The sequence below is a fragment of the Streptomyces sp. NPDC028991 genome (assembly GCF_055564775.1).
The window spans coordinates 34,613-52,876 of sequence record NZ_JBVHVP010000002.1 but is presented as its reverse complement, the minus strand read 5'-3'; the positions used below and the strand labels follow the sequence as shown (position 1 = coordinate 52,876).

At 72.2% G+C, this 18,264-nt stretch carries 14 protein-coding genes and 1 pseudogene; 8 read left to right on the top strand and 7 right to left on the bottom strand.

Going from position 1 to position 18,264, the window contains the following annotated elements; genetic code table 11:
- Nucleotides 1-5: 5 nt before the first annotated feature.
- Nucleotides 6-848, bottom strand: a complete 843-nt coding sequence (locus ACZ4V1_RS04265; protein WP_468329117.1) for a macro domain-containing protein — start codon at nt 846-848, stop codon at nt 6-8.
- 224 nt (nt 849-1,072) lie between these two features.
- Between ACZ4V1_RS04265 and ACZ4V1_RS04260 the strand changes: the two genes are divergently transcribed.
- Complete coding sequence (locus tag ACZ4V1_RS04260) at nt 1,073-2,506, top strand: macro domain-containing protein (RefSeq protein ID WP_468329114.1); 1,434 nt, start codon at nt 1,073-1,075, stop codon at nt 2,504-2,506.
- A 337-nt stretch (nt 2,507-2,843) separates the two neighbouring features.
- On the opposite strand, the gene ACZ4V1_RS04255 is transcribed toward ACZ4V1_RS04260, so the two are convergent.
- The 4 genes from ACZ4V1_RS04255 to ACZ4V1_RS04240 all read right to left on the bottom strand — a co-directional run bounded on the left by ACZ4V1_RS04255 (nt 2,844) and on the right by ACZ4V1_RS04240 (nt 6,782).
- Nucleotides 2,844-4,277 carry a sensor histidine kinase gene (locus ACZ4V1_RS04255; RefSeq protein WP_468329111.1) on the bottom strand — a complete coding sequence of 478 codons (1,434 nt, stop codon included), beginning with the start codon at nt 4,275-4,277 and terminating at the stop codon, nt 2,844-2,846.
- Complete coding sequence (locus tag ACZ4V1_RS04250) at nt 4,278-5,018, bottom strand: response regulator transcription factor (protein ID WP_468329107.1); 741 nt, start codon at nt 5,016-5,018, stop codon at nt 4,278-4,280.
- Nucleotides 5,019-5,079: 61 nt separating this feature from the next.
- On the bottom strand, nt 5,080-5,694 hold the full coding sequence (locus tag ACZ4V1_RS04245) for a CE1759 family FMN reductase (RefSeq protein ID WP_468329104.1): 615 nt from the start codon (nt 5,692-5,694) through the stop codon (nt 5,080-5,082).
- Nucleotides 5,691-6,782 (bottom strand): LLM class flavin-dependent oxidoreductase, encoded by a 1,092-nt coding sequence (locus ACZ4V1_RS04240; protein ID WP_468329101.1) that lies wholly within the window; start codon nt 6,780-6,782, stop codon nt 5,691-5,693. The genes ACZ4V1_RS04245 and ACZ4V1_RS04240 overlap by 4 nt, the downstream gene beginning before the upstream one ends.
- 237 nt (nt 6,783-7,019) lie before the next feature.
- On the opposite strand from ACZ4V1_RS04240, the gene ACZ4V1_RS04235 reads away from it, so the two are divergent.
- Both ACZ4V1_RS04235 and ACZ4V1_RS04230 read left to right on the top strand, forming a co-directional pair.
- Nucleotides 7,020-7,358: a YnfA family protein gene (locus ACZ4V1_RS04235; RefSeq protein ID WP_386312953.1), complete on the top strand. Its 339-nt coding sequence runs from the start codon at nt 7,020-7,022 to the stop codon at nt 7,356-7,358.
- A gap of 74 nt (nt 7,359-7,432) precedes the next feature.
- Complete coding sequence (locus ACZ4V1_RS04230) at nt 7,433-8,212, top strand: SDR family NAD(P)-dependent oxidoreductase (protein WP_468329098.1); 780 nt, start codon at nt 7,433-7,435, stop codon at nt 8,210-8,212.
- Nucleotides 8,213-8,360: 148 nt separating this feature from the next.
- Here the strand turns inward: ACZ4V1_RS04230 and ACZ4V1_RS04225 are convergent, their stop codons facing one another.
- The gene (locus tag ACZ4V1_RS04225; RefSeq protein WP_468329095.1) at nt 8,361-9,554 is read right to left on the bottom strand and encodes an RtcB family protein; all 1,194 of its coding nucleotides are present in this window, start codon (nt 9,552-9,554) and stop codon (nt 8,361-8,363) included.
- Between the two features lie 204 nt (nt 9,555-9,758).
- On the opposite strand from ACZ4V1_RS04225, the gene ACZ4V1_RS04220 reads away from it, so the two are divergent.
- The 3 genes from ACZ4V1_RS04220 to ACZ4V1_RS04210 all read left to right on the top strand — a co-directional run bounded on the left by ACZ4V1_RS04220 (nt 9,759) and on the right by ACZ4V1_RS04210 (nt 13,157).
- On the top strand, nt 9,759-10,598 hold the full coding sequence (locus ACZ4V1_RS04220) for a DUF3558 domain-containing protein (RefSeq protein ID WP_468329093.1): 840 nt from the start codon (nt 9,759-9,761) through the stop codon (nt 10,596-10,598).
- A gap of 116 nt (nt 10,599-10,714) precedes the next feature.
- Nucleotides 10,715-11,608 (top strand): DUF3558 family protein, encoded by an 894-nt coding sequence (locus tag ACZ4V1_RS04215; protein WP_468329090.1) that lies wholly within the window; start codon nt 10,715-10,717, stop codon nt 11,606-11,608.
- Nucleotides 11,609-11,798: 190 nt separating this feature from the next.
- Nucleotides 11,799-13,157 carry a DUF2637 domain-containing protein gene (locus ACZ4V1_RS04210; RefSeq protein ID WP_468329087.1) on the top strand — a complete coding sequence of 453 codons (1,359 nt, stop codon included), beginning with the start codon at nt 11,799-11,801 and terminating at the stop codon, nt 13,155-13,157.
- Between the two features lie 178 nt (nt 13,158-13,335).
- On the opposite strand, the pseudogene ACZ4V1_RS04205 reads toward ACZ4V1_RS04210, so the two are convergent.
- Nucleotides 13,336-13,707: pseudogene (locus tag ACZ4V1_RS04205) on the bottom strand (trypsin-like serine protease); the annotation flags it as partial.
- Nucleotides 13,708-14,312: 605 nt separating this feature from the next.
- On the opposite strand from ACZ4V1_RS04205, the gene ACZ4V1_RS04200 reads away from it, so the two are divergent.
- Nucleotides 14,313-17,702: an ALF repeat-containing protein gene (locus ACZ4V1_RS04200; RefSeq protein WP_468329084.1), complete on the top strand. Its 3,390-nt coding sequence runs from the start codon at nt 14,313-14,315 to the stop codon at nt 17,700-17,702.
- 87 nt (nt 17,703-17,789) lie between these two features.
- Nucleotides 17,790-18,173: a hypothetical protein gene (locus tag ACZ4V1_RS04195; RefSeq protein WP_468329081.1), complete on the top strand. Its 384-nt coding sequence runs from the start codon at nt 17,790-17,792 to the stop codon at nt 18,171-18,173.
- The last annotated feature ends 91 nt before the right edge of the window (nt 18,174-18,264 follow it).

Sequence of the window (18,264 nt, the reverse complement as noted above, 5' to 3'; positions counted from 1 at the left end):
CCGTTCTATCCCGCACCGCCGGAATCCGCCGCCGCCAGCACCCCGAGGAACGCCGCGACCTCCGCCAGGTCGACCCGTTCCAGTTCGGCGGGCCGCAGTACGACCCGCAGCTCGCGGCAGATCACCCGCTCCCGGGAGTGGGTGATGAAGGAGAGCAGGATCAGACGCAGCAGGCTCTCCTCGTCGAGCCCGTGCAGCCGGGACAGCCCCGAGCCGATCAGCGGCACGGCAACGCAGTCCAGCTGGCCGTGCCGGTAGACGGCGTCCCACACCCGGCTGAGGCTGAGCCACAGCTCCTCCGTGCTGGACCGCGCGACGCAGTCGTTGCCGATCCGGCTGTAGGCGACCCCGAAGACCAGCCGCGGCCGGCTGCCGAGCACCGCCACCGTGCCGACCGGGTAGCGGCCCAGTTTGCCGTACGGCTTGTCCTGCCGGGACTCCCGGGCGACCGGCACGGCCGTGCGCAGGGCCGCGTCGAGCTCGTCGTCCAGCCGCCGCGCGTCACCGTCGTACCGGCGCTCCAGCAACTGTCCCTGCACGCTGGCGCCGCTGATGACGACACCGTCGCGGACGTCGGTGTCGAACGTGTCGCAGAACCCGACGACAAGGTGGGCGGACTCCTCGAAGAGGTCGCCGGGACCGACCGTCACGGCCATCTGCGGCCGCCGGAACTCCTGGCGCACGGCCACCGTCGGCCGGCTGCGCAGCACACCCCAGGCCAGGCACAGCAGCGCCGACGCCGCCGTCACCGGGCCCGGGGCGGGAATGGCCGCGGGCCACAGCTGCCCGACGAACTGGACGACCGCCGACACTCCGCCGAAGGCCGCCATCACACTGCCGGCGAACACCCGCCGGGTCCGCGGCCCGCCGAACGGCCCGCGGCGGACGCCACGGCCCCGCCGTCTCCCGGGGCCCGGCCGGCCGCTCCGCCGCGACGGACGACGTACGACCGGACCGGCCCGACGCGAACCGACCGAATACACAACTCCCCCAAACGGACGATTGATACGCTGCCGAAACCTCCCCCGTCACCGCTCGGCGGGAGAGAGTGAAGCGAGTGGAGACCACTTGTATGGCGCGCATCCGTGTGAGCGTCCTGGGACCGGCAGAACTCGAAGTCGACGGCGCGCCCGTCCGGTTGACCCCGCTGACCACACGCCTGCTGGTCCGCCTGGTGGTGGCGGAGGGTGAACCCGTGCCGGTACGCCGGCTGCACCGGGACGTGTGGGCGGTCGCCGGCGAGCAGCCGCACCAGTCCGGGCGCCACCGCAACGACGTGCAAAAGCGCGTCCTCGAACTGCGCCGTGCCCTCGACCCCGCCCAGAACGGGGACGCCGCCCGGGTGCTGCGCACCGAGCAGTTGCTGGCCGCACCGGCGCCCGAGACCGCGTACCGGCTGGTGCTCGGGCCGGACGAGCTGGACTGCGCGGAGTTCACCGACCTGGTCAACTCCGCGCTGCTCGCGCCTCCCGCGTCGGCCGCCGACCGGCTGGCGGCGGCGCTCGGCCTCGTCCGCGGCCGTCCGCTGGCCGAAGTGGGCGACGAGGACTTCGCCCAGCCGCTGATCCACCGGCTCACCGCACTGCACGAGACGGCCCGCCGCCAGCTGATCCGCAGCCGTGTGGACCTGGGCCGCCACGACCTCGCCCTGCCGGTCGCGGAACGGATGGCCCGGGAGCGGCCGGACGACCAGGACGTCGCCGAACTGCTCGGTTCCCTGCGGGCCCGGCTGCGGGAGCGGCACGGACAGGAACTGCTGCGGCAGCCGGTCCCCGGCGCGGGGGACCTCGTGGTGGTGCGCGGCGATCTGTTCGACCAGCAGGACGCCAATCTCGTGGTCGGGTTCACCGACACCTTCGACACCGCCACCGAGCAGGACCTCGTGATCAGCCGGGAGAGCGTGCAGGGGCAACTGGTGGAGCGGCTGTTCGGCGGCGAGCGCAAGCTGCTGGACGACCGGATCCAGGCCGGGCTGAAGGCGTTCACCCCGCTGTGCACGGAACGGCCGCAGGACAAGCCCCGCGGCCGGCGCGTCCGCTACCCGCTCGGCACCACCGTCCCTTTGCCGGTCGACGGCCGCCGGGTCTTCGCCGTGGCCTACTCCCGGCTCGGCAACGACCTCGTCGCCCGTTCCGCGCCGGCCGAACTCCGGGCCGGCCTGGACGCCCTCTGGCCGGCCGTCGCCCGGTACGGCATGTACAAGCCGGTCGCGATCCCGCTGATCGGCTCCGGACTGGCCCGCGTCGTGGAACTCGACCGCACCCAGCTGCTGATCATGATCGTGGAGAGCTTCGCCGCGCACTGCCGCCGGGAGCCGACGACCGCGCCGGAACTGCGCGTCGTGATCCGTCCGGCCGACCTGGAGAGGACCGACCTGTCCGAGCTCGGCAGGTTCCTGCGCACCTCGCGGACCGGCGGCACCGGCGTGAGCACCGCCGGCGTCACCGGCACCGGCACCGGCAGCAGCGCGGGCCGCGGCGACGGAGACGTGCCGGGCCGCTGGTGACGTCGTCATGGTCCCAGGGCATCAGCGGCCTTGCTTCCGGTGCCAGCCGTGCACCGCTTCCGAACCGCTTCCGAACCGCTTCCGGCCCCGGGGGCACGGGCCGTGATCCTCACCCGCATCCGCCACCCCAGACGCGGCCAGCGCCCCCCTCCCCACTCCGGCCCCCCAAACCGTCACGCGCACCCGTCGCCTCACGCTCCCGTCACCCCGCGCCTCACGCGCCCGTCACCGTCACGCGCACCGTCGCCTCACGGGTGCCCATCGCCTCACGCGTGCCCGTCGCCTCACGCACCCGTCACCGTCACGCACACCGTCGCCTCACGCACCGCCCGCCGCCTCACGCGTGCCCGTCGTCCCCGTCCCCCGCGAGCCCGCCGCCCACCGTGAACCCGATCACCGACCCGCCACCGTCCCGCCGGTGGGCGAACGGCGTTCCCCCGTGCGCCAGCGCCACCTCCCGCACGATGGACAGGCCCAGCCCGGAGCCGGGCTGGGAGCGGGCGTCGGCGGCACGGTAGAAGCGGTCGAAGACGCGGGTCAGGTCGGCGTCGCGGATGCCGGGACCGCGGTCGAGGACCTCGACGCGGACCGGGCCCGGGACGGCGGGTCCGGCCACGACGACCTCGATGGGACGGGCGCCCCCGGGGTCGAACTTCGCGGCGTTCTCGACCAGGTTGGAGATCGCGCGGGTCAGCATGGCGGGCCGCCCGTCGGTCGTCGTCTCGCCGCAGGCGCGTACGCCGATCTCCCGCCCGGTACGGCGCCGGGCCAGGGCCGCCACCTCGTGCGCGAGCTCGGCCAGGTCGACCCGGCGCGGGGGCTCGTCGGCGGACTGCCCGGCCGCCAGCTCGACCAGCTCGTTGACCAGGTCGGTCAGCTCACGGGCCTCCTGCCCCAGGTCCGCGACCAGTTCCTCGCGGGTGCCGGGCGGGAGTTCGTCGATCCGGCGCAGCAGCGAGATGTTGGTCCGCAACGAGGTCAGCGGCGTCCGCAGCTCGTGGCCCGCGTCCTGGACCAGGCGCCGCTGGTCCTCCTCCGACTGGGCGAGGCGCCCCAGCATCAGGTCGAAGGCGCGGCCGAGACGGCCCACCTCGCCGTGGCCGGTGACCGGGACCTGGATGCCCAGCCGCCGGGTGCGCGCGACGTCCTCGGCGGCGGAGGTGAGCGCCACCAGCCGCCGGGTGATGCGCCGGGCCAGCCACCAGCCGAACAGCCCGGCGCCCGTCACCACCGCGCCCATCAAAAGCAGCGTCCGCCGTTGCAGCGCCCGCAGCAGGTCCTCGGTGTCGCTGAACTCCTGCGCCACCTGCACCGCGCCCCGGCCACCGCCGAGGGCGACGGTCGCGACCCGGAACACGTCGCGGCCGACGTCGACGTCCTCGTGCTGGACCATCCGCCCGGCCGTCTTGGCGCCCGCGGTCCGCCGGTCGGCGTCGGTGACCGGAAGCCGTGGACCGGCCGGGTCGAAGACCTCACCGTCGGGCCCGAGCACCTGCACGTCGGTGCGTGCCGGGCGCACGATGTCGTGGCCGGGCGCGGACGACGAGAAGTCGACGGGTGTCAGCCGCTGCAGGCGCACCTCGGCGCGCAGGTCCTGCACGACCTGATCGAACACGGTCTCCTGGTCCACCCGCACCAGCCGGGCGGCCGCGCTGTACGACAGCACGCCGACGAGGACCGTGACCACGGCGGTGACCGTCGCGAACGACACCGCGAACGTCGTCCGCAGCGACCGCAGCCGGGGCCGGCGCCCGAGCGGGGAGGGGCCCACTCAGTCCTCCCGCAGCACGTAACCCACCCCGCGCACGGTCTGGATCAGCTGTGGCGCCCCCGGCTGGTCGAGCTTGCGGCGCAGATAGCCGACGTAGACGGCGAGGTTCTTGGAGCCGGGCCCGAAGTCGTAGCCCCAGATGCGGTCGTAGATGGTGGAGTGGTCGAGCACGATGCCCGCGTTGCGGACCAGCAGCTCCAGCAGCTCGAACTCGGTGCGGGTCAGTTCCACCTCGCGCCCGCCCCGCCAGGCACGGCGGGCCTGCGGGTCCATGCGCAGTCCGGCCGCCTCCAGGTACCGTCCGGCATCCGGCTCCGCCGGTTCGGGGAGGGGCCGCGGCGGGGCGGTCTCGTCCGGCGGCCCCGTCTCGTCGCGGGCCGTGCGGCGCAGCAGGGCGCGCAGCCGGGCGAAGACCTCCTCGACCTCGAAGGGCTTCACCACGTAGTCGTCGGCGCCCGCGTCCAGACCCGCGATGCGGTCGGCGGTCTCCACCAGCGCCGTCAGCATCAGGATCGGCGTGGCATCGCCCTCGGCGCGCAGCACCCGGCAGACCTGGAGGCCGTCGATGCCCGGCATCATCACGTCCAGCACGAGGACGTCCGGCCGGCCGCGGTGGGCCTGCGCCAGCGCTTCCACGCCGTCCGCGACCGCGGTGACCCGGTAGCCCTCCAGGGTCAGGGCGCGCTCCAGGGCGTGCCGGATCGCGCGGTCGTCTTCGGCGAGCAGAACAGTCCGGGGCACGCGCCCAGTCTGCCAAGGCCAGGGGCCCCACGACCGGATGGCCGGGCTTCTTACCGAGATCTCACCCTGCGGGCCGCAGCGCGGCGAGCCGCTCCTCGAAGGGCACGACCTCGTCGGCGGAGGCGGCCCGTTCCGCGGCCGGCTCCGGCACCGCCGCCGGCCCGCCCATCAGCGCCGCCAGCTCCCCCGCCGCCCGCTCGATCCGCCCGTCCAGGCCCCCGGCACCCCAGTCCTCCGAGGCGGCGTACACGCCGGTCGGGACGACGACGGCCTTGAGGTAGGCGAAGAGCGGACGCAGCGCGTGCTCCAGCACCAGCGAGTGCCGGGCGCTGCCGCCGGTCGCGCCGATCAGCACCGGCTTCCCGGCGAGGGCGTCCGCGTCGGTCGCGCCCAGCGTGTCGAAGAACGACTTGAACAGCCCGCTGTACGACGCCGAGAACACCGGCGTGACGACGATCAGGCCGTCTGCCCCGGCCACCGCGTCGAAGGCGGCGGACAGGTTCCGTCCCGGGAAGCCGCTGGTGAAGGTGTGCGCGATCTCCACGGCGAGGTCGCGCACCTCGATCACCTGGACGCCGGCGCCGGCCCGGCCGGCCGTGGCGGTGGCCAGCCGGTCGGCGAGCAGCCGGGTGGAGGACGGGACGCCCAGTCCCGCGGAGACGACGACGAGCTTCATGCCCGTACTCCTTCCTTGCGGGCTTCGGCCAGCAGGGACGCGTGGTTCGGCGCGTCCGGCACGTTCGCCGGGCGGTCCTTGGCGAACTCCTCGCGCAGCACCGGCACGACCTTCTCGCCGAGCAGGTCGAGCTGCTCCAGCACGGTCTTCAGGGGCAGCCCGGCGTGGTCCATCAGGAACAGCTGGCGCTGGTAGTCACCGGCGTATTCCCGGAAGGCCAGCGTCTTCTCGATGACCTGCTGCGGCGAGCCGACCGTGAGCGGCGTCTGCTCGGTGAAGTCCTCCAGGGACGGCCCGTGCCCGTACACGGGCGCGACGTCGAAGTACGGCCGGAACTCGCGCACCGCGTCCTGCGAGTTCTGCCGCATGAACACCTGGCCGCCGAGGCCGACGATCGCCTGCTCGGGGGTGCCGTGCCCGTAGTGGGCGTAGCGGGCCCGGTAGAGCTCGACCATCCGCTTGGTGTGGTCGGCGGGCCAGAAGATGTTGTTGTGGAAGAAGCCGTCGCCGTAGTAGGCCGCCTGCTCGGCGATCTCCGGCGACCGGATGGACCCGTGCCAGACGAACGGCGCGACGCCGTCCAGCGGCCGGGGCGTGGATGTGAACCCTTGCAGGGGCGTACGGAACTTCCCCTCCCAGTTCACGACGTCCTCGCGCCACAGGCGGTGCAGCAGGGCGTAGTTCTCGACGGCGAGGCCGATGCCCTCGCGGATGTCCTTGCCGAACCACGGATAGACCGGGCCGGTGTTGCCGCGCCCCATCATCAGGTCCACCCGGCCGTCGGCCAGGTGCTGGAGCATCGCGAAGTCCTCGGCGATCTTCACCGGGTCGTTCGTGGTGATGAGGGTGGTGGAGGTGGAGAGGATCAGCCGCTCGGTGCGCGCGGCGATGTAGCCGAGCATCGTGGTGGGCGACGACGGCACGAACGGCGGGTTGTGGTGCTCGCCGGTCGCGAAGACGTCGAGCCCGACCTCCTCGGCCTTCAGCGCGATGGCGACCATGGCCTTGATGCGCTCACGCTCGGTCGGCGTACGCCCCGTGGTCGGGTCCGGCGTGACGTCGCCGACGGTGAAGATGCCGAACTGCATGGTCGCTCAACCTCCGAGTTGTTGACGGTTCAACTATACCGCCCAACGATCGGCCCGCAGTCGTTATTCCACCCGCGCCCCGCCACCACCCGCCCAGGCCGGCGCCGGTGCCGGTGCCGGTGCCCCGAGGACCGCCGCGTGCGGCCCGGGAGCACTGCGACGCCGACAGCCGAGCCCCCGAGCGGTCCGGCCCGGCCCTGTACGGGGCCGTGCGGTCCGTCGTGCGAAGCTGCCCGCATGCTCGTGCTCCGGTCCGCCGCCCTCTTCGTCGTCGCCGCCCTCTTCGAGATCGGCGGCGCCTGGCTGGTCTGGCAGGGCGTGCGCGAACAGCGCGGCTGGCTGTGGGCCACCGGCGGTGTCCTCGCCCTGGGCGCCTACGGCTTCGTCGCCACCTTCCAGCCCGACGCCCACTTCGGCCGCGTCCTCGCCGCGTACGGCGGGATCTTCGTGGCCGGCTCGATCCTGTGGGGCATGGTGGCGGACGGCTACCGGCCCGACCGCTGGGACGTGACCGGTGCGCTGATCTGCCTGGCCGGGATGGCCGTGATCATGTGGGCGCCCCGGAACGGCGGCTGACTACCCTGGGCGGCGACCGGTCGCACCGCCGACGACCGGTTGCCCCGCCCCTCATCACGCACCAGGAGCAGCCCATGGCCCCCGCAGCCGCCCCGTCCGCCGCCTCCCGCATCGCCGTCGTCACCGGTGCGAGCAGCGGCATCGGCGCCGCCACGGCCCGGCAGCTCGCCGCGGCCGGCTACCGCGTCGTCCTCACCGCCCGCCGCAAGGACCGCGTCGAGGCGCTGGCGGACGAGATCCAGGCGGCCGGCCACAAGGCGACGGCCTACCCGCTGGACGTCACCGACCGCGCGGCGGTCGACGAGTTCGCGACCGCGTTCAAGACGGTCGGCGTCCTGGTCAACAACGCGGGCGGAGCGCTCGGCGCCGACCCGGTGGCGACCGGCGACCCGGACGACTGGCGCCGCATGTACGAGACGAACGTCCTCGGCACCCTCAACCTCACCCAGGCCCTGCTCCCCAGGCTGGAGGCGAGCGGCGACGGCACCATCGTCGTCGTCTCCTCGACCGCCGGCTTCGCCACCTACGAGGGCGGCGGGGGCTACGCCGCCGCCAAGCACGCCGAGCACGTCCTCGCCGAGACCCTCCGCCTGGAGATCGTCGGCCGCCCGGTCCGCGTCGTCGAGATCGCGCCGGGCATGGTGAAGACCGACGAGTTCGCCCTGACCCGCTTCGGCGGCGACGAGGACAAGGCCGCCAAGGTCTACCAGGGCGTGGCCGACCCCCTGACCGCCGACGACGTCGCCGACACCATCACGTGGGCGGTCACCCGCCCCGCCCACGTCAACATCGACCTCCTGGTCGTCCGGCCCCGGGCCCAGGCGTCGAACACGAAGGTGCACCGGGAGGGCTGACGCCGGTGAGTAACTCACAGGGGTGAAGCGGATCCGATTACCCGAACGGGTAGTGCCCATGCCCATGCCCATGCCCATGCCCATGCCCATGCCCAGCGAACAGTGATCGGATGACCGAGGCCCCCGGTTGATCCGGGGGCCATTCACCTCAGCCCTTCACACACACGACCTGCTTCAACTTCGCCACGACCTCGACGAGATCGCGCTGCTGCTCCATTACCTGGTCGATGTCCTTGTAAGCACCCGGGATCTCGTCCAGCACCCCAGAATCCTTGCGGCACTCGACACCCCGCGTCTGCTCTTCCAAGTCTCGTACGGTGTAACGCCGCTTCGCGGCATTGCGACTCATACGCCGACCCGCACCGTGCGATGCCGAGTTGAAGGCCTTCCGGTTCCCGAGCCCTCTCACGATGTAAGAGCTGGTGCCCATGGAGCCGGGAATGATGCCGTACTCGCCGGAACCCGCACGGATCGCACCCTTACGCGTAACCAGCAGGTCCATCCCCTCGTACTGCTCTTCGGCCACGTAATTATGGTGGCAGGAGACCTCCTGTTCGAAGACCGGCTTCGCCTTCTTGAACTCCTTGCGGACCACGTCCTTGAAGAGCGCCATCATCAACGTACGGTTGTACTTCGCGTACTCCTGCGCCCAGAACAGGTCGTTGCGGTATGCCGCCATCTGCGGGGTGTCCGCGACGAAGACCGCGAGGTCACGGTCGACCAAGCCCTGGTTGTGCGGAAGCTGCTGGGCAACGCCAATGTGGTGTTCGGCAAGTTCCTTGCCGATGTTCCGCGAGCCCGAGTGCAGCATGAGCCAGACCGCACCGGACTGATCGAGACAGAATTCGATCATGTGGTTGCCGGATCCGAGCGTCCCCATCTGCTTCCCGGCCCGCTCGTGACGGAACTTCACCGCCTCCGCCACCCCGTCGAACCGCCCCCAGAAGTCGTCCCACCCCGCCGTCGCCAGCCCGTGGAAGCGCCCCGGCTCGACGGGACTGTCATGCATCCCCCGCCCCACCGGAATCGCCTGCTCGATCTTCGACCGCAGCCGCGACAGGTCGCCCGGGAGGTCGTTCGCCGTCAGGGACGTCTTCACCGCCGACATGCCGCAGCCGATGTCCACGCCCACCGCCGCCGGGCACACCGCGCCTTGCATCGCGATCACGGACCCGACCGTCGCGCCCTTGCCGTAGTGCACGTCCGGCATGACGGCGAGGCCCTTGATCCACGGCAGGGTCGCGACATTGCGCAGCTGCTGGAGCGCGCCCTCCTCGACCGTCGCCGGGTCGGCCCACATCCGGATCGGCACCTTCGCGCCGGGCATCTCCACGTACGACATATCGTCCTCATTCCCCCGGAAACAAACAGAAGTCTCAAAGCGCAAAACCGGCGCCAAGGACAGCCAAAGGGACAACCGACCGGCGTTCACGGCAGCGCGTGCGATACACATTGTCTCCAGGGGACGCCCCCGCGCGGCAAGCGAATAACCAGCGGGGACACTGGAGTACCGACCACAGCCACACCCGGCGAGAGGAGCCGCACCGTGCAGCGGAAGGCCTACGTACCCGGCGTCGCCGCCCTCCTGGCGGCGCTGCTGGCCGGCTGCACCGGCGGCTCGGGCGACGGCGCCACGGCGGACGACTCCAACCCGGGCCGGCCCGGCGTCGCGACCGAGGCGGCCGAGCCCGGCAAGTACCGCACCCTTCCGGAGCCGTGCGGCGCGGTCGGCGACAAGGCGCTCGACTCGCTCCTGCCCGGCATCGAGGAGATCGCGGACGAGAAGCGGCGCGAGAGGGCGTACGCGGGCGAGCCCACGCTCGCGTACGACACCGACCGCAAGGTCGGCTGCCGCTGGAAGGTCGAGTCGGCGGACGCCACCAACCACCTCTTCGTCGACTTCGAGCGGGTGGTGTCGTACGACAACTCCGTGAGCGACGACAGCGAGGCCGAGACGCTCTTCGCCAAGCAGGTGGAAGCTGCCGACCTCCCCGAACCGGTGGTCTCGGAGTCGGAGTCGGGCTCCGAGTCGGCTTCCTCGTCCGAATCCGGGTCGCCGTCCGGCACGCCCTCCGCCTCGGCTTCCGGCTCCGCGTCGTCCACCGCGCCTTCGTCCAGCACGTCCGCCGGTGCCACGCCCGCCGAACTCCAGCCCCGGCTCCTGGACGACCTGGGTGACGAGGCGTTCGTGGACGACGAGCTGAGCAGCTCCGGTTCGACGGCGAAGCGGCGCACGGTGACTGTGGCGTTCCGCACGTCGAACGTCATGGTGACCATCGAGTACGCGGAGCAGTCCGCGACGCTCGGTGTCGTGCCGGACAGCGAGGAAATGCAGGACATGGCGCGGAAACTGGCTTCCCAGCTGGCGGATTCACTGAGCGGCTGAGCCCGGCCGGGGCGCCTCGCGTCCGCGCGCGACGCGTCCGAAGCGGGGCCGCGCGGTTTCCCCACCGCGTACCGTGGCCCCTCGGACCCGTTCCGACCGCAGGAACCACGAGTGCCATGAGTGAAGGAACCATGCAGCGACGAGCCCAGCGTGAACAGCGAAATCAGCAGGCCAAGCGACTCTCCCGAGTCCTTGTCTGCGCGGCCGCCGTCCCCGTGATGCTGGTGGCAGCCGGCTGCTCCTCGGACTCCGGCTCCGACGGCGGCAAGGACAAGGCCGCGGACAAGAAGGCCGCGTCCAAGTCGGCCAGCCCGTCCCCGACGGTGCGGGCGGCGGCGTACGGGAAGCTTCCGGAGCCGTGCTCGGCACTCTCGGAGAAGACGCTGGAAGACCTGGTGCCGAAGGCCGGGTCCGGCAAGGAGGGCGCGTCCGACGACACCGCGTCGCGCGCCGGTTGCTCCTGGGACAGCCTGGACGACAACGGCGTCGAGGGCTCTCAGTTCCGCTGGCTGAGCGTGTCGATGCTGCGCTTCGAGTCGGACGTGACCCGCGGCGAGGGCGACAAGCTGGCGCGCGACTATTACACGAAGCAGTTGCAGGACGCCCAGTCCGCACAGGGCGCGAAGAGCGTGAAGACCACGCCGGTGAGCGGCACGGGCGACGAGGCGTCGATGGTGCGCTACGACCTGAAGAAGAAGGAAGGCACCTTCAAGCAGCAGACGGTCGTGGCGCGCGTCGAGAACGTCGTCGTCACCGTCGACTACAACGGCGCGGGCCTGGCCGGCGAAAAGACACCGGACGCCGACGACCTGGCCGAGGACGCCCAGAAGGCGGCCAAGGAGGCGGTGGCCGCGGTGACGAAGGCCAACGGCACCGGCAAGTCGGGCACCTCGTCGTCGCCGTCCAAGCCGGCGTCCGGCTCGGACTCGAAGGCACCGTCCAAGTCGTCGTCCAAGTCGTCTTCGAAGTCGTCTTCGAAGACGTCCTCGAAGACCTCGAAGTCGAGCTGACCGCCCCCCTGCCCGGCCCCCTGACCGCCGACTCGGGTTCAGGTGGAGCGGGGCGGGCAGCAGGGCCCGTGCGCGGCGCCGGCCCTCAAACCAGGGCCGCGAAGCTCCGAAACACCCACCGGCCACCCGTCCCCCGCACACATGTGCCACTCTGTTGCGCGCAACAACAGGCACTGGGAGGGGAGTACGGGTGGCCGCGCCACTGGAGCTGACACGGACGCATCGCGTTCTCATCGGCATCGTCGTCTTCGGCGCCGTCATCATCGCCGGCATCGGCTTCGCGGGTTCGTACGCGGCGGTGCGGGAACTGGCACTGCAGAAGGGCTTCGGGAACTTCAGCTACGTCTTCCCGATCGGCATCGACGCGGGCATCTGCGTGCTGCTGGCCCTGGACCTGCTGCTGACCTGGATCCGCATCCCCTTCCCGCTGCTGCGGCAGACGGCCTGGCTGCTGACGGCGGCGACGATCGCGTTCAACGGCGCGGCGGCGTGGCCCGATCCGCTGGGCGTGGGCATGCACGGGGTGATCCCGATCCTGTTCGTGGTGTCCGTCGAGGCCGCCCGGCACGCGATCGGCCGGATCGCCGACATCACCGCCGACAAGCACATGGAGGGCGTCCGCCTCACCCGCTGGCTGCTCTCGCCGGGGCCGACCTTCCTGCTGTGGCGCCGCATGAAGCTGTGGGAGCTGCGCTCCTACGAGCAGGTGATCAAGCTGGAGCAGGAGCGTCTGGTGTACCAGGCCCGGCTGCGCTCACGGTTCGGGCGGGGCTGGCGCCGCAAGGCGCCCGTGGAGTCGCTGATGCCGCTGCGCCTGGCCCGCTACGGCGTGCCGCTGGCTCAGACGGCCCCGGCGGGCCTGGCCGCGGCGGGCATCGAACCGGCGCTGCTGCCGCCGGCGCCGCAGGCCGACGCGCTCACGGACGGCGGGGCCCCCACCGGGACGCCGCCCTCCCTGCGGAAGGCGGAGCCCGCCGGTGGTCAGCGCCCCGAGCTGGCCGGCGGCCGGGAGACGGCTCCGCGGCCCGTGCGGGAGGAACCCGCGGCGGACCAGCACCCCGCCGCGGACCGGAACCCCGCCGAGGGCCGGAACCCCGCCTCGGACCAGAACCCGTGGCTGCACGCCCGGGACCCGCAGTCCGTCGAGTACCACGGCGACTACGACCCCGCGTACGACCCGGACCAGTACGCCCAGTGGGAGGCGGAGCAGCGGCAGGCCGAGCAGTACCGGCAGCAGTTCGAGGAGGAGCCCCCGGTCCAGGAGCCGTCCCCGGAGGACACCGGCAGCTTCCCCATACCGGTCGGCCCCCACCGCACCCGCGAGCTGGGGGAGGGCGGCGGCACGCCGGAGCCCCAGGCCCCGGACGAGGACGCCTACTACCAGGTCTTCAAGCAGTCGATCAACGGCAGCTACCCGACGCCCCGCGAGTTCGGCGACAACGTGGAGGCGACGTTCGGCACACCGCTCGCCGATCCCGAGGCCAAGCGGCTGGTGAGCCGGTTCACCAACCGCCACAGCGCGGAGCTGGAGGACGAGCACATCGCCTGACCGGCGGTGCGGACGACGGCTGCCGGTGAAGTGGATGCTGGAACCGACCCGCTGGTCGGCTCCGGGGGCCCCGGGGATGCCGTCGCCGTCGCCCGACTCCACCCACTTGTCGTTGGCGCCGGGCGAGCCCAGCAGCGAGAAGACGTGCACGGCGCCGGCCTTCGGCACCGATCCGAGTGCCGCCGACGGTGGCCTGCGGGTCGGCGACGGCGATGTCCTCGGCGCCGTCGCAGTTGAAGTCGGTGATGCGGTTGGCGCCGGTCTTGGAGCGCACCCAGGAGGCCAGGTCGTCGACGCGGGCGACGACTCCGCCGGTGCGGGTCTCGGTCTCGTCGATGCCGAAGCAGCCGCCCTGGTACGAGCGGCTGGCCAGGGCGACCAGCTGGTGTGTGCCGCCGGTGCGGACCAGCGGGCCGCCGGTGTCCCCCATGCACGCGGCGGCGCCGTCCTTGCCGGTGACCACCGCGGTGGTGGCGGTGTCGGCGGTCACGCCAAGGCACCGGCGGCCGTCGCGGCGGCCAGGGTGCGCACGAGGAATCTCTTCCCCTGCTTTTTCTTCGTGAATTCCGAAGATTCGGTACGGGCCTTCATCGCGCTCCTGGAGTCGTCAGTCCCGTCCCCCGGCAAAACATTGCAGAAGAGCGGGGACGGCAATCCGATGACACGTCAGGCCAGATAGCGCCCTCGGCGACGAAACCGCCGGACCAGGGTTTCCACTTCGCCGTAACGCGCAAAGGAGAGACGGCTTGCACATGCCCCGGTGAAAGCCGCTCGCGCCCCATGCAACCCCGGCTCTTCACCGCCTGTCCACATCGCCAACCGGCCGAAAATGGACGCAAATTCGGCACACTGCTGTGACTCCCGTCACCTCACCGGAAGGTTGTGATGGCAAGTATGGGGAGTTTGTGAAGATCCACAGTCTGAGTTTCACATAGTTTGAATACATCCGCTCGAGGGGGCTGCGCGGCGTTTACGGAGAAGTCGGATATCGCCTCGACCGGCGGCTGAAAAGTGGCGTCGCGAGCGGGCCCCGGCAACTCTCTCTTCTTCACCCCGGTAATTGACGACCACTAAGAAATATGAATGGCTAGGAGATCGCGTCACGACTGATTTCGTCGAGTGCCGCACGGTACTTACCTGGAGGACGACATTCCTATGGATACAGTGTTCTGGAGCCGGCGACGGCTGCTCGGCACCCTCGGCGCCGTCACGGCCGTCGCCGCCACCCCCGGGGTGGTGCTCGCCCCACCGGCCCGCGCGGCGACGGCGACGGCCACGGCGACCGACGAACCGCCCAGGCCGTTCGAACTGCCGGACACCGAGCGGGCGGAGGTGGTCAGGGCGTGGCTCACCGGCGGCAAGGCGACCAGGGCCGCCGCCGCGGAGGCGCTGTACGGCACGGACGCCGATGTCCGGACGTTCGTCACCACGACGCTCCCGAAGGTCGTGGCGGAGGACAACCGCGTCGCAGTCTCCTCCTATCTCGTCAGATCCGGAGTGGGGTTGCGCCGCGAGGCGTCCGCGGCCCTGGACGGTGGGGACAGCGCGGTGACCGCCTTCCTCGGCGGCGGCTTCAAGCCCGCACTGCTGGAAGACCTCCAGGTGGCCACCTCCACGGTCTCGGCCACCGGAGGCAAGGGGGTCAAGCGCGAAGCGTCCGCGGCCCTGGACGCCGGCACCGAGCAGGCCCTCACGGACTTCCTGACCACCGGCCGGTACGTCGCCCGCGAGGAGGACCAGCGGGTACAGGTCTCCACCATGATGATGGCCGGTGGCCCGGAGGTGCAGAAGTACGCGAACCGGGCGCTCAGCGGCAGTCGTCAGGAGGTCGAGTGGTTCCTGGACACCGGGCAGCACATCGCGCGCGCCCGCGACCAGGAGGCCTCGACGATCGAGGAACTGGTCGCCGTCGTGGAGCGCGAGGGCAAGCACGCCCAGGTGGAGACCGACCTCGCCGTCGAGGCGTCGGAGCGTGCCAAGGCCGCCGCGGAGAAGGCGAAGGACGCTGCCGAGAAGGCCGCGGCGGAGGCCGACGCGGCCCAGGACGACGTGGCGAAGGCCGGTTCGGCGGCCCGCAAGGCGGCGAGCGCCGCCAAGGGCGCCGCGAAGGCCGCCCGTAACGCCATCGGCGCCTCGCAGGCCGCGGTCGCGGCCTCGCGCCGCGCCTCGTTCGCCGCGACCGCCGCGGCACAGGCCGCCGCCAACGCGGGCAGCGCCGCGGCGCACGCGTACAACGCGGCCATCGCCGCCTCCAAGGACGCGAACAAGGCCGAGGTGGCGAAGAACGCGGCCATCGCGGCACGCAACGGCGCCGCGCGTGCCCGTACGGCGGCCAAGGCCGCCGACTACGCGGCCACAGCGGCCTCGCAGGCGGCCGGAGCCGGTTCCGCCGCCGCGTCCGCCGCCCGCAACGCGGCCGCCGCCGCCAGCGCCTCGGCACGGGCGGCCTCTTCCGCCGGTGTCGCCCAGTCCGAGGCCGCCGAGGCCAAGCGCCAGGCCGCGATCGCGAACAACGCCGCGAACCGCGCCACCAACGCCGCCTCCACCGCACAGGCCCTGGCCAACAAGGCGGCCTCCGCCGCCCGCGCGGCACGCGATGCCGCCAACTCGGCGGCGGCGCACGCCGACAAGGCCGCCGACGCGGCCGAGGAAGCGGTCAAGTACGCGGGGCAGGCCCTCGACTACGCCAACAAGTCCACCGCGCACGCGGGCGAGGCGATCAAGGCCGCCGAGACCGCGACCCAGGCCGTCCTGGACGCGGAGGCCGTGCACCAGGCGGCCCAGGAGGCGGAGTTGGCGCGCCTGGAGGAGGACAGACAGGACGGCCTGGCGGAGGCCGCACTGCTCGCCCGGCTGGAGGCGGAGGAACGGGCGGCGCTGGCCAACCGGCGCACGCAGGACCAGCAGACCGCGCAGGCCCTCAAGGACCGGATCGCGAGCGCCGAGAAGGCGCTGGCGGACGGAGACCTGGGGCTGGCCGCCACGCTGGGCCGCAAGGCGGCCATGGGCGTGGCGGCCTCGACGGGCTCCTGGTCGCGGGAGGCCGCCCAGTTCGCACTGGCCGGCACGGACGCCGACATCCATGCCTGGATCGACACCGACCGGTCCCTCGCCAAGGAGCAGGACGACCGGGAGACGGCCCTGCACATGGCGGAGGTGGGCTCCCCCGACGTCGGAAACGCCGCCCACACGGCGCTGGCGAGCCAGACCGACGGCGCCGTGCGGGCCTTCCTGACCGACGGGTTGCTCCAGGCCGTGGCCGACGACCGCCGCGTCACCATCGCCGGCATCCTCGCCGGGGAACCCGGGTCGGCCGTCAAGGCCGCGGCCAACGCCGCGCTCGACACGAACACGCCACAGGCACTGCAGGACTTCTTCGACCGCACCTACCCCGAGGCGCTGCTGGACGACGACGGGGTCGCCACCTCGGCCCTGCTCAGCTCCGGGGGCATCTACACCGAGGCGTACGCGCAGGTCGCCATGGAGGGCCCGACGTGGATGCGGCGGAACTTCGTCACCCTCGTGAAGCACAAGTCGGCTCAGCTCGACTACGACTCCGCCACGCACATCGCCGCGATCAGCGGTGCGATCGCGGCGGCCGCGAAGATCGCCTACAAGGCGCAGGAGAACGCGGAACGCGCCTCGGCGGCGGCCGCGGAGGCGCGCAACGCGGCCGACCAGGCCAGGGACTGGGCGGACAAGGCGATCGCCTCGGCGAAGCGGGCCGACGCGTACGCCGTGAAGGCCGACGCGTACGCCGACGACGCGGACCAGTCGGCCCAGGCCGCCCAGGCGTCCGCGAACCGGGCGAAGACCGCGGCGGAGACGGCCCGCAAGGCGGGCCGCTCGGCCAACTACTCGGCCAACCGTGCCATCGACTCGGCGCGCAGCGCCGTGCGCTCCGCCTACAGCGCCCAGGCCTCGGCCAACAGCGCGCGCCAGTCCGCGATCGCCGCGGGCCAGGACGCGAGGACGGCGGCGGCGGCGGCCACCGACGCCCGCCGTATCGTCACCCAGAAGCGCAGGGCGGAGGCGGCGGAGGCAGCGCGCCAGGCCGCCGAGGCGGCCCAGCGGGCCAAGGAGGAGGGGAGGAACCCGGCCGACAGCCCGACGCACGACAAGACCAACTCGGGCGGCAGCGAAGGCGACAAGGACGAGTGGTGGAACGACGCCAAGTTCTACGCCGACGCGTTCAACTGGATCAGCATCGGCTCCGGCTTCCTCGCCGCGGGCGCCGCCTTCATCGCGCCGTGGACCGGACCGGCCGCACCGTTCATCGCCGGCGCGGCGGCGGTCCTCGGCTGGGTCTCCGTGGGGTCGGCCGCGCTGAGCACGCTGTTCACGGGCATCGAGTACGGCTTCGACAGCTCCGAGTTCGCGGGCTCCCTGGTCGGAACCGGCCTGGGGCTGCTCACGTTCGGCCAGTCGAAGTGGATCGGGGCCACGCTGGACAGCGTGGTGTCGCCCGTCGCCAAGCGGGCCACGCAGCTCGGCAGCGACATCATCTCGCCCATCACCGGTACGCTGGGTTCCCTTTTCGGGTGATCACAGGATGAGCGCCGATCGCTGATCGCGGCCGGGGGTGGGGACCGTCCTCGTCGGCCGGTCCCTCACCCCAGACAGAAGGGCACCATGCTGACGTCCGTACCCATCGCATGGCTGTGGCTGCTGGCCGCGGCGTCCACCGCCCTGTCCAGCTGCCTCCTGGGCAGCTGGATACCCCTGCGGAAATTCCGCATCGCCTATCCGGTGACCATGGTCACCGGCGGAGCGGTCCTGGTCGCCGTCTGCCGGATCCAGGGCTTCGGCCTGGCCGAGGCGCTCGTCATGTACTCAAGCGCCCACATCGGCCTGACCCTCGGCCTGCTCCCGCAGAGAGCGCTGTTCCGGGAGGTGTTCGAGCGATGGCGCAAGGGCGAGCCCACGGATCACATCAAGATCCCGGGCAGCCACCAGGCCTTCCTCGCCTTCTGCGTGGTCGGCGTCCTGTTCGCCGGCTTCGTGCTGACCCGCTGACCTCGCAGGGGCGGAGCCGGCGGGGGAAGGGAACGCGTCGTGCCCCGCGCGACAGGGGCGCCCGGCGTTGGCCGGGCGCCCCTGTCGCGCG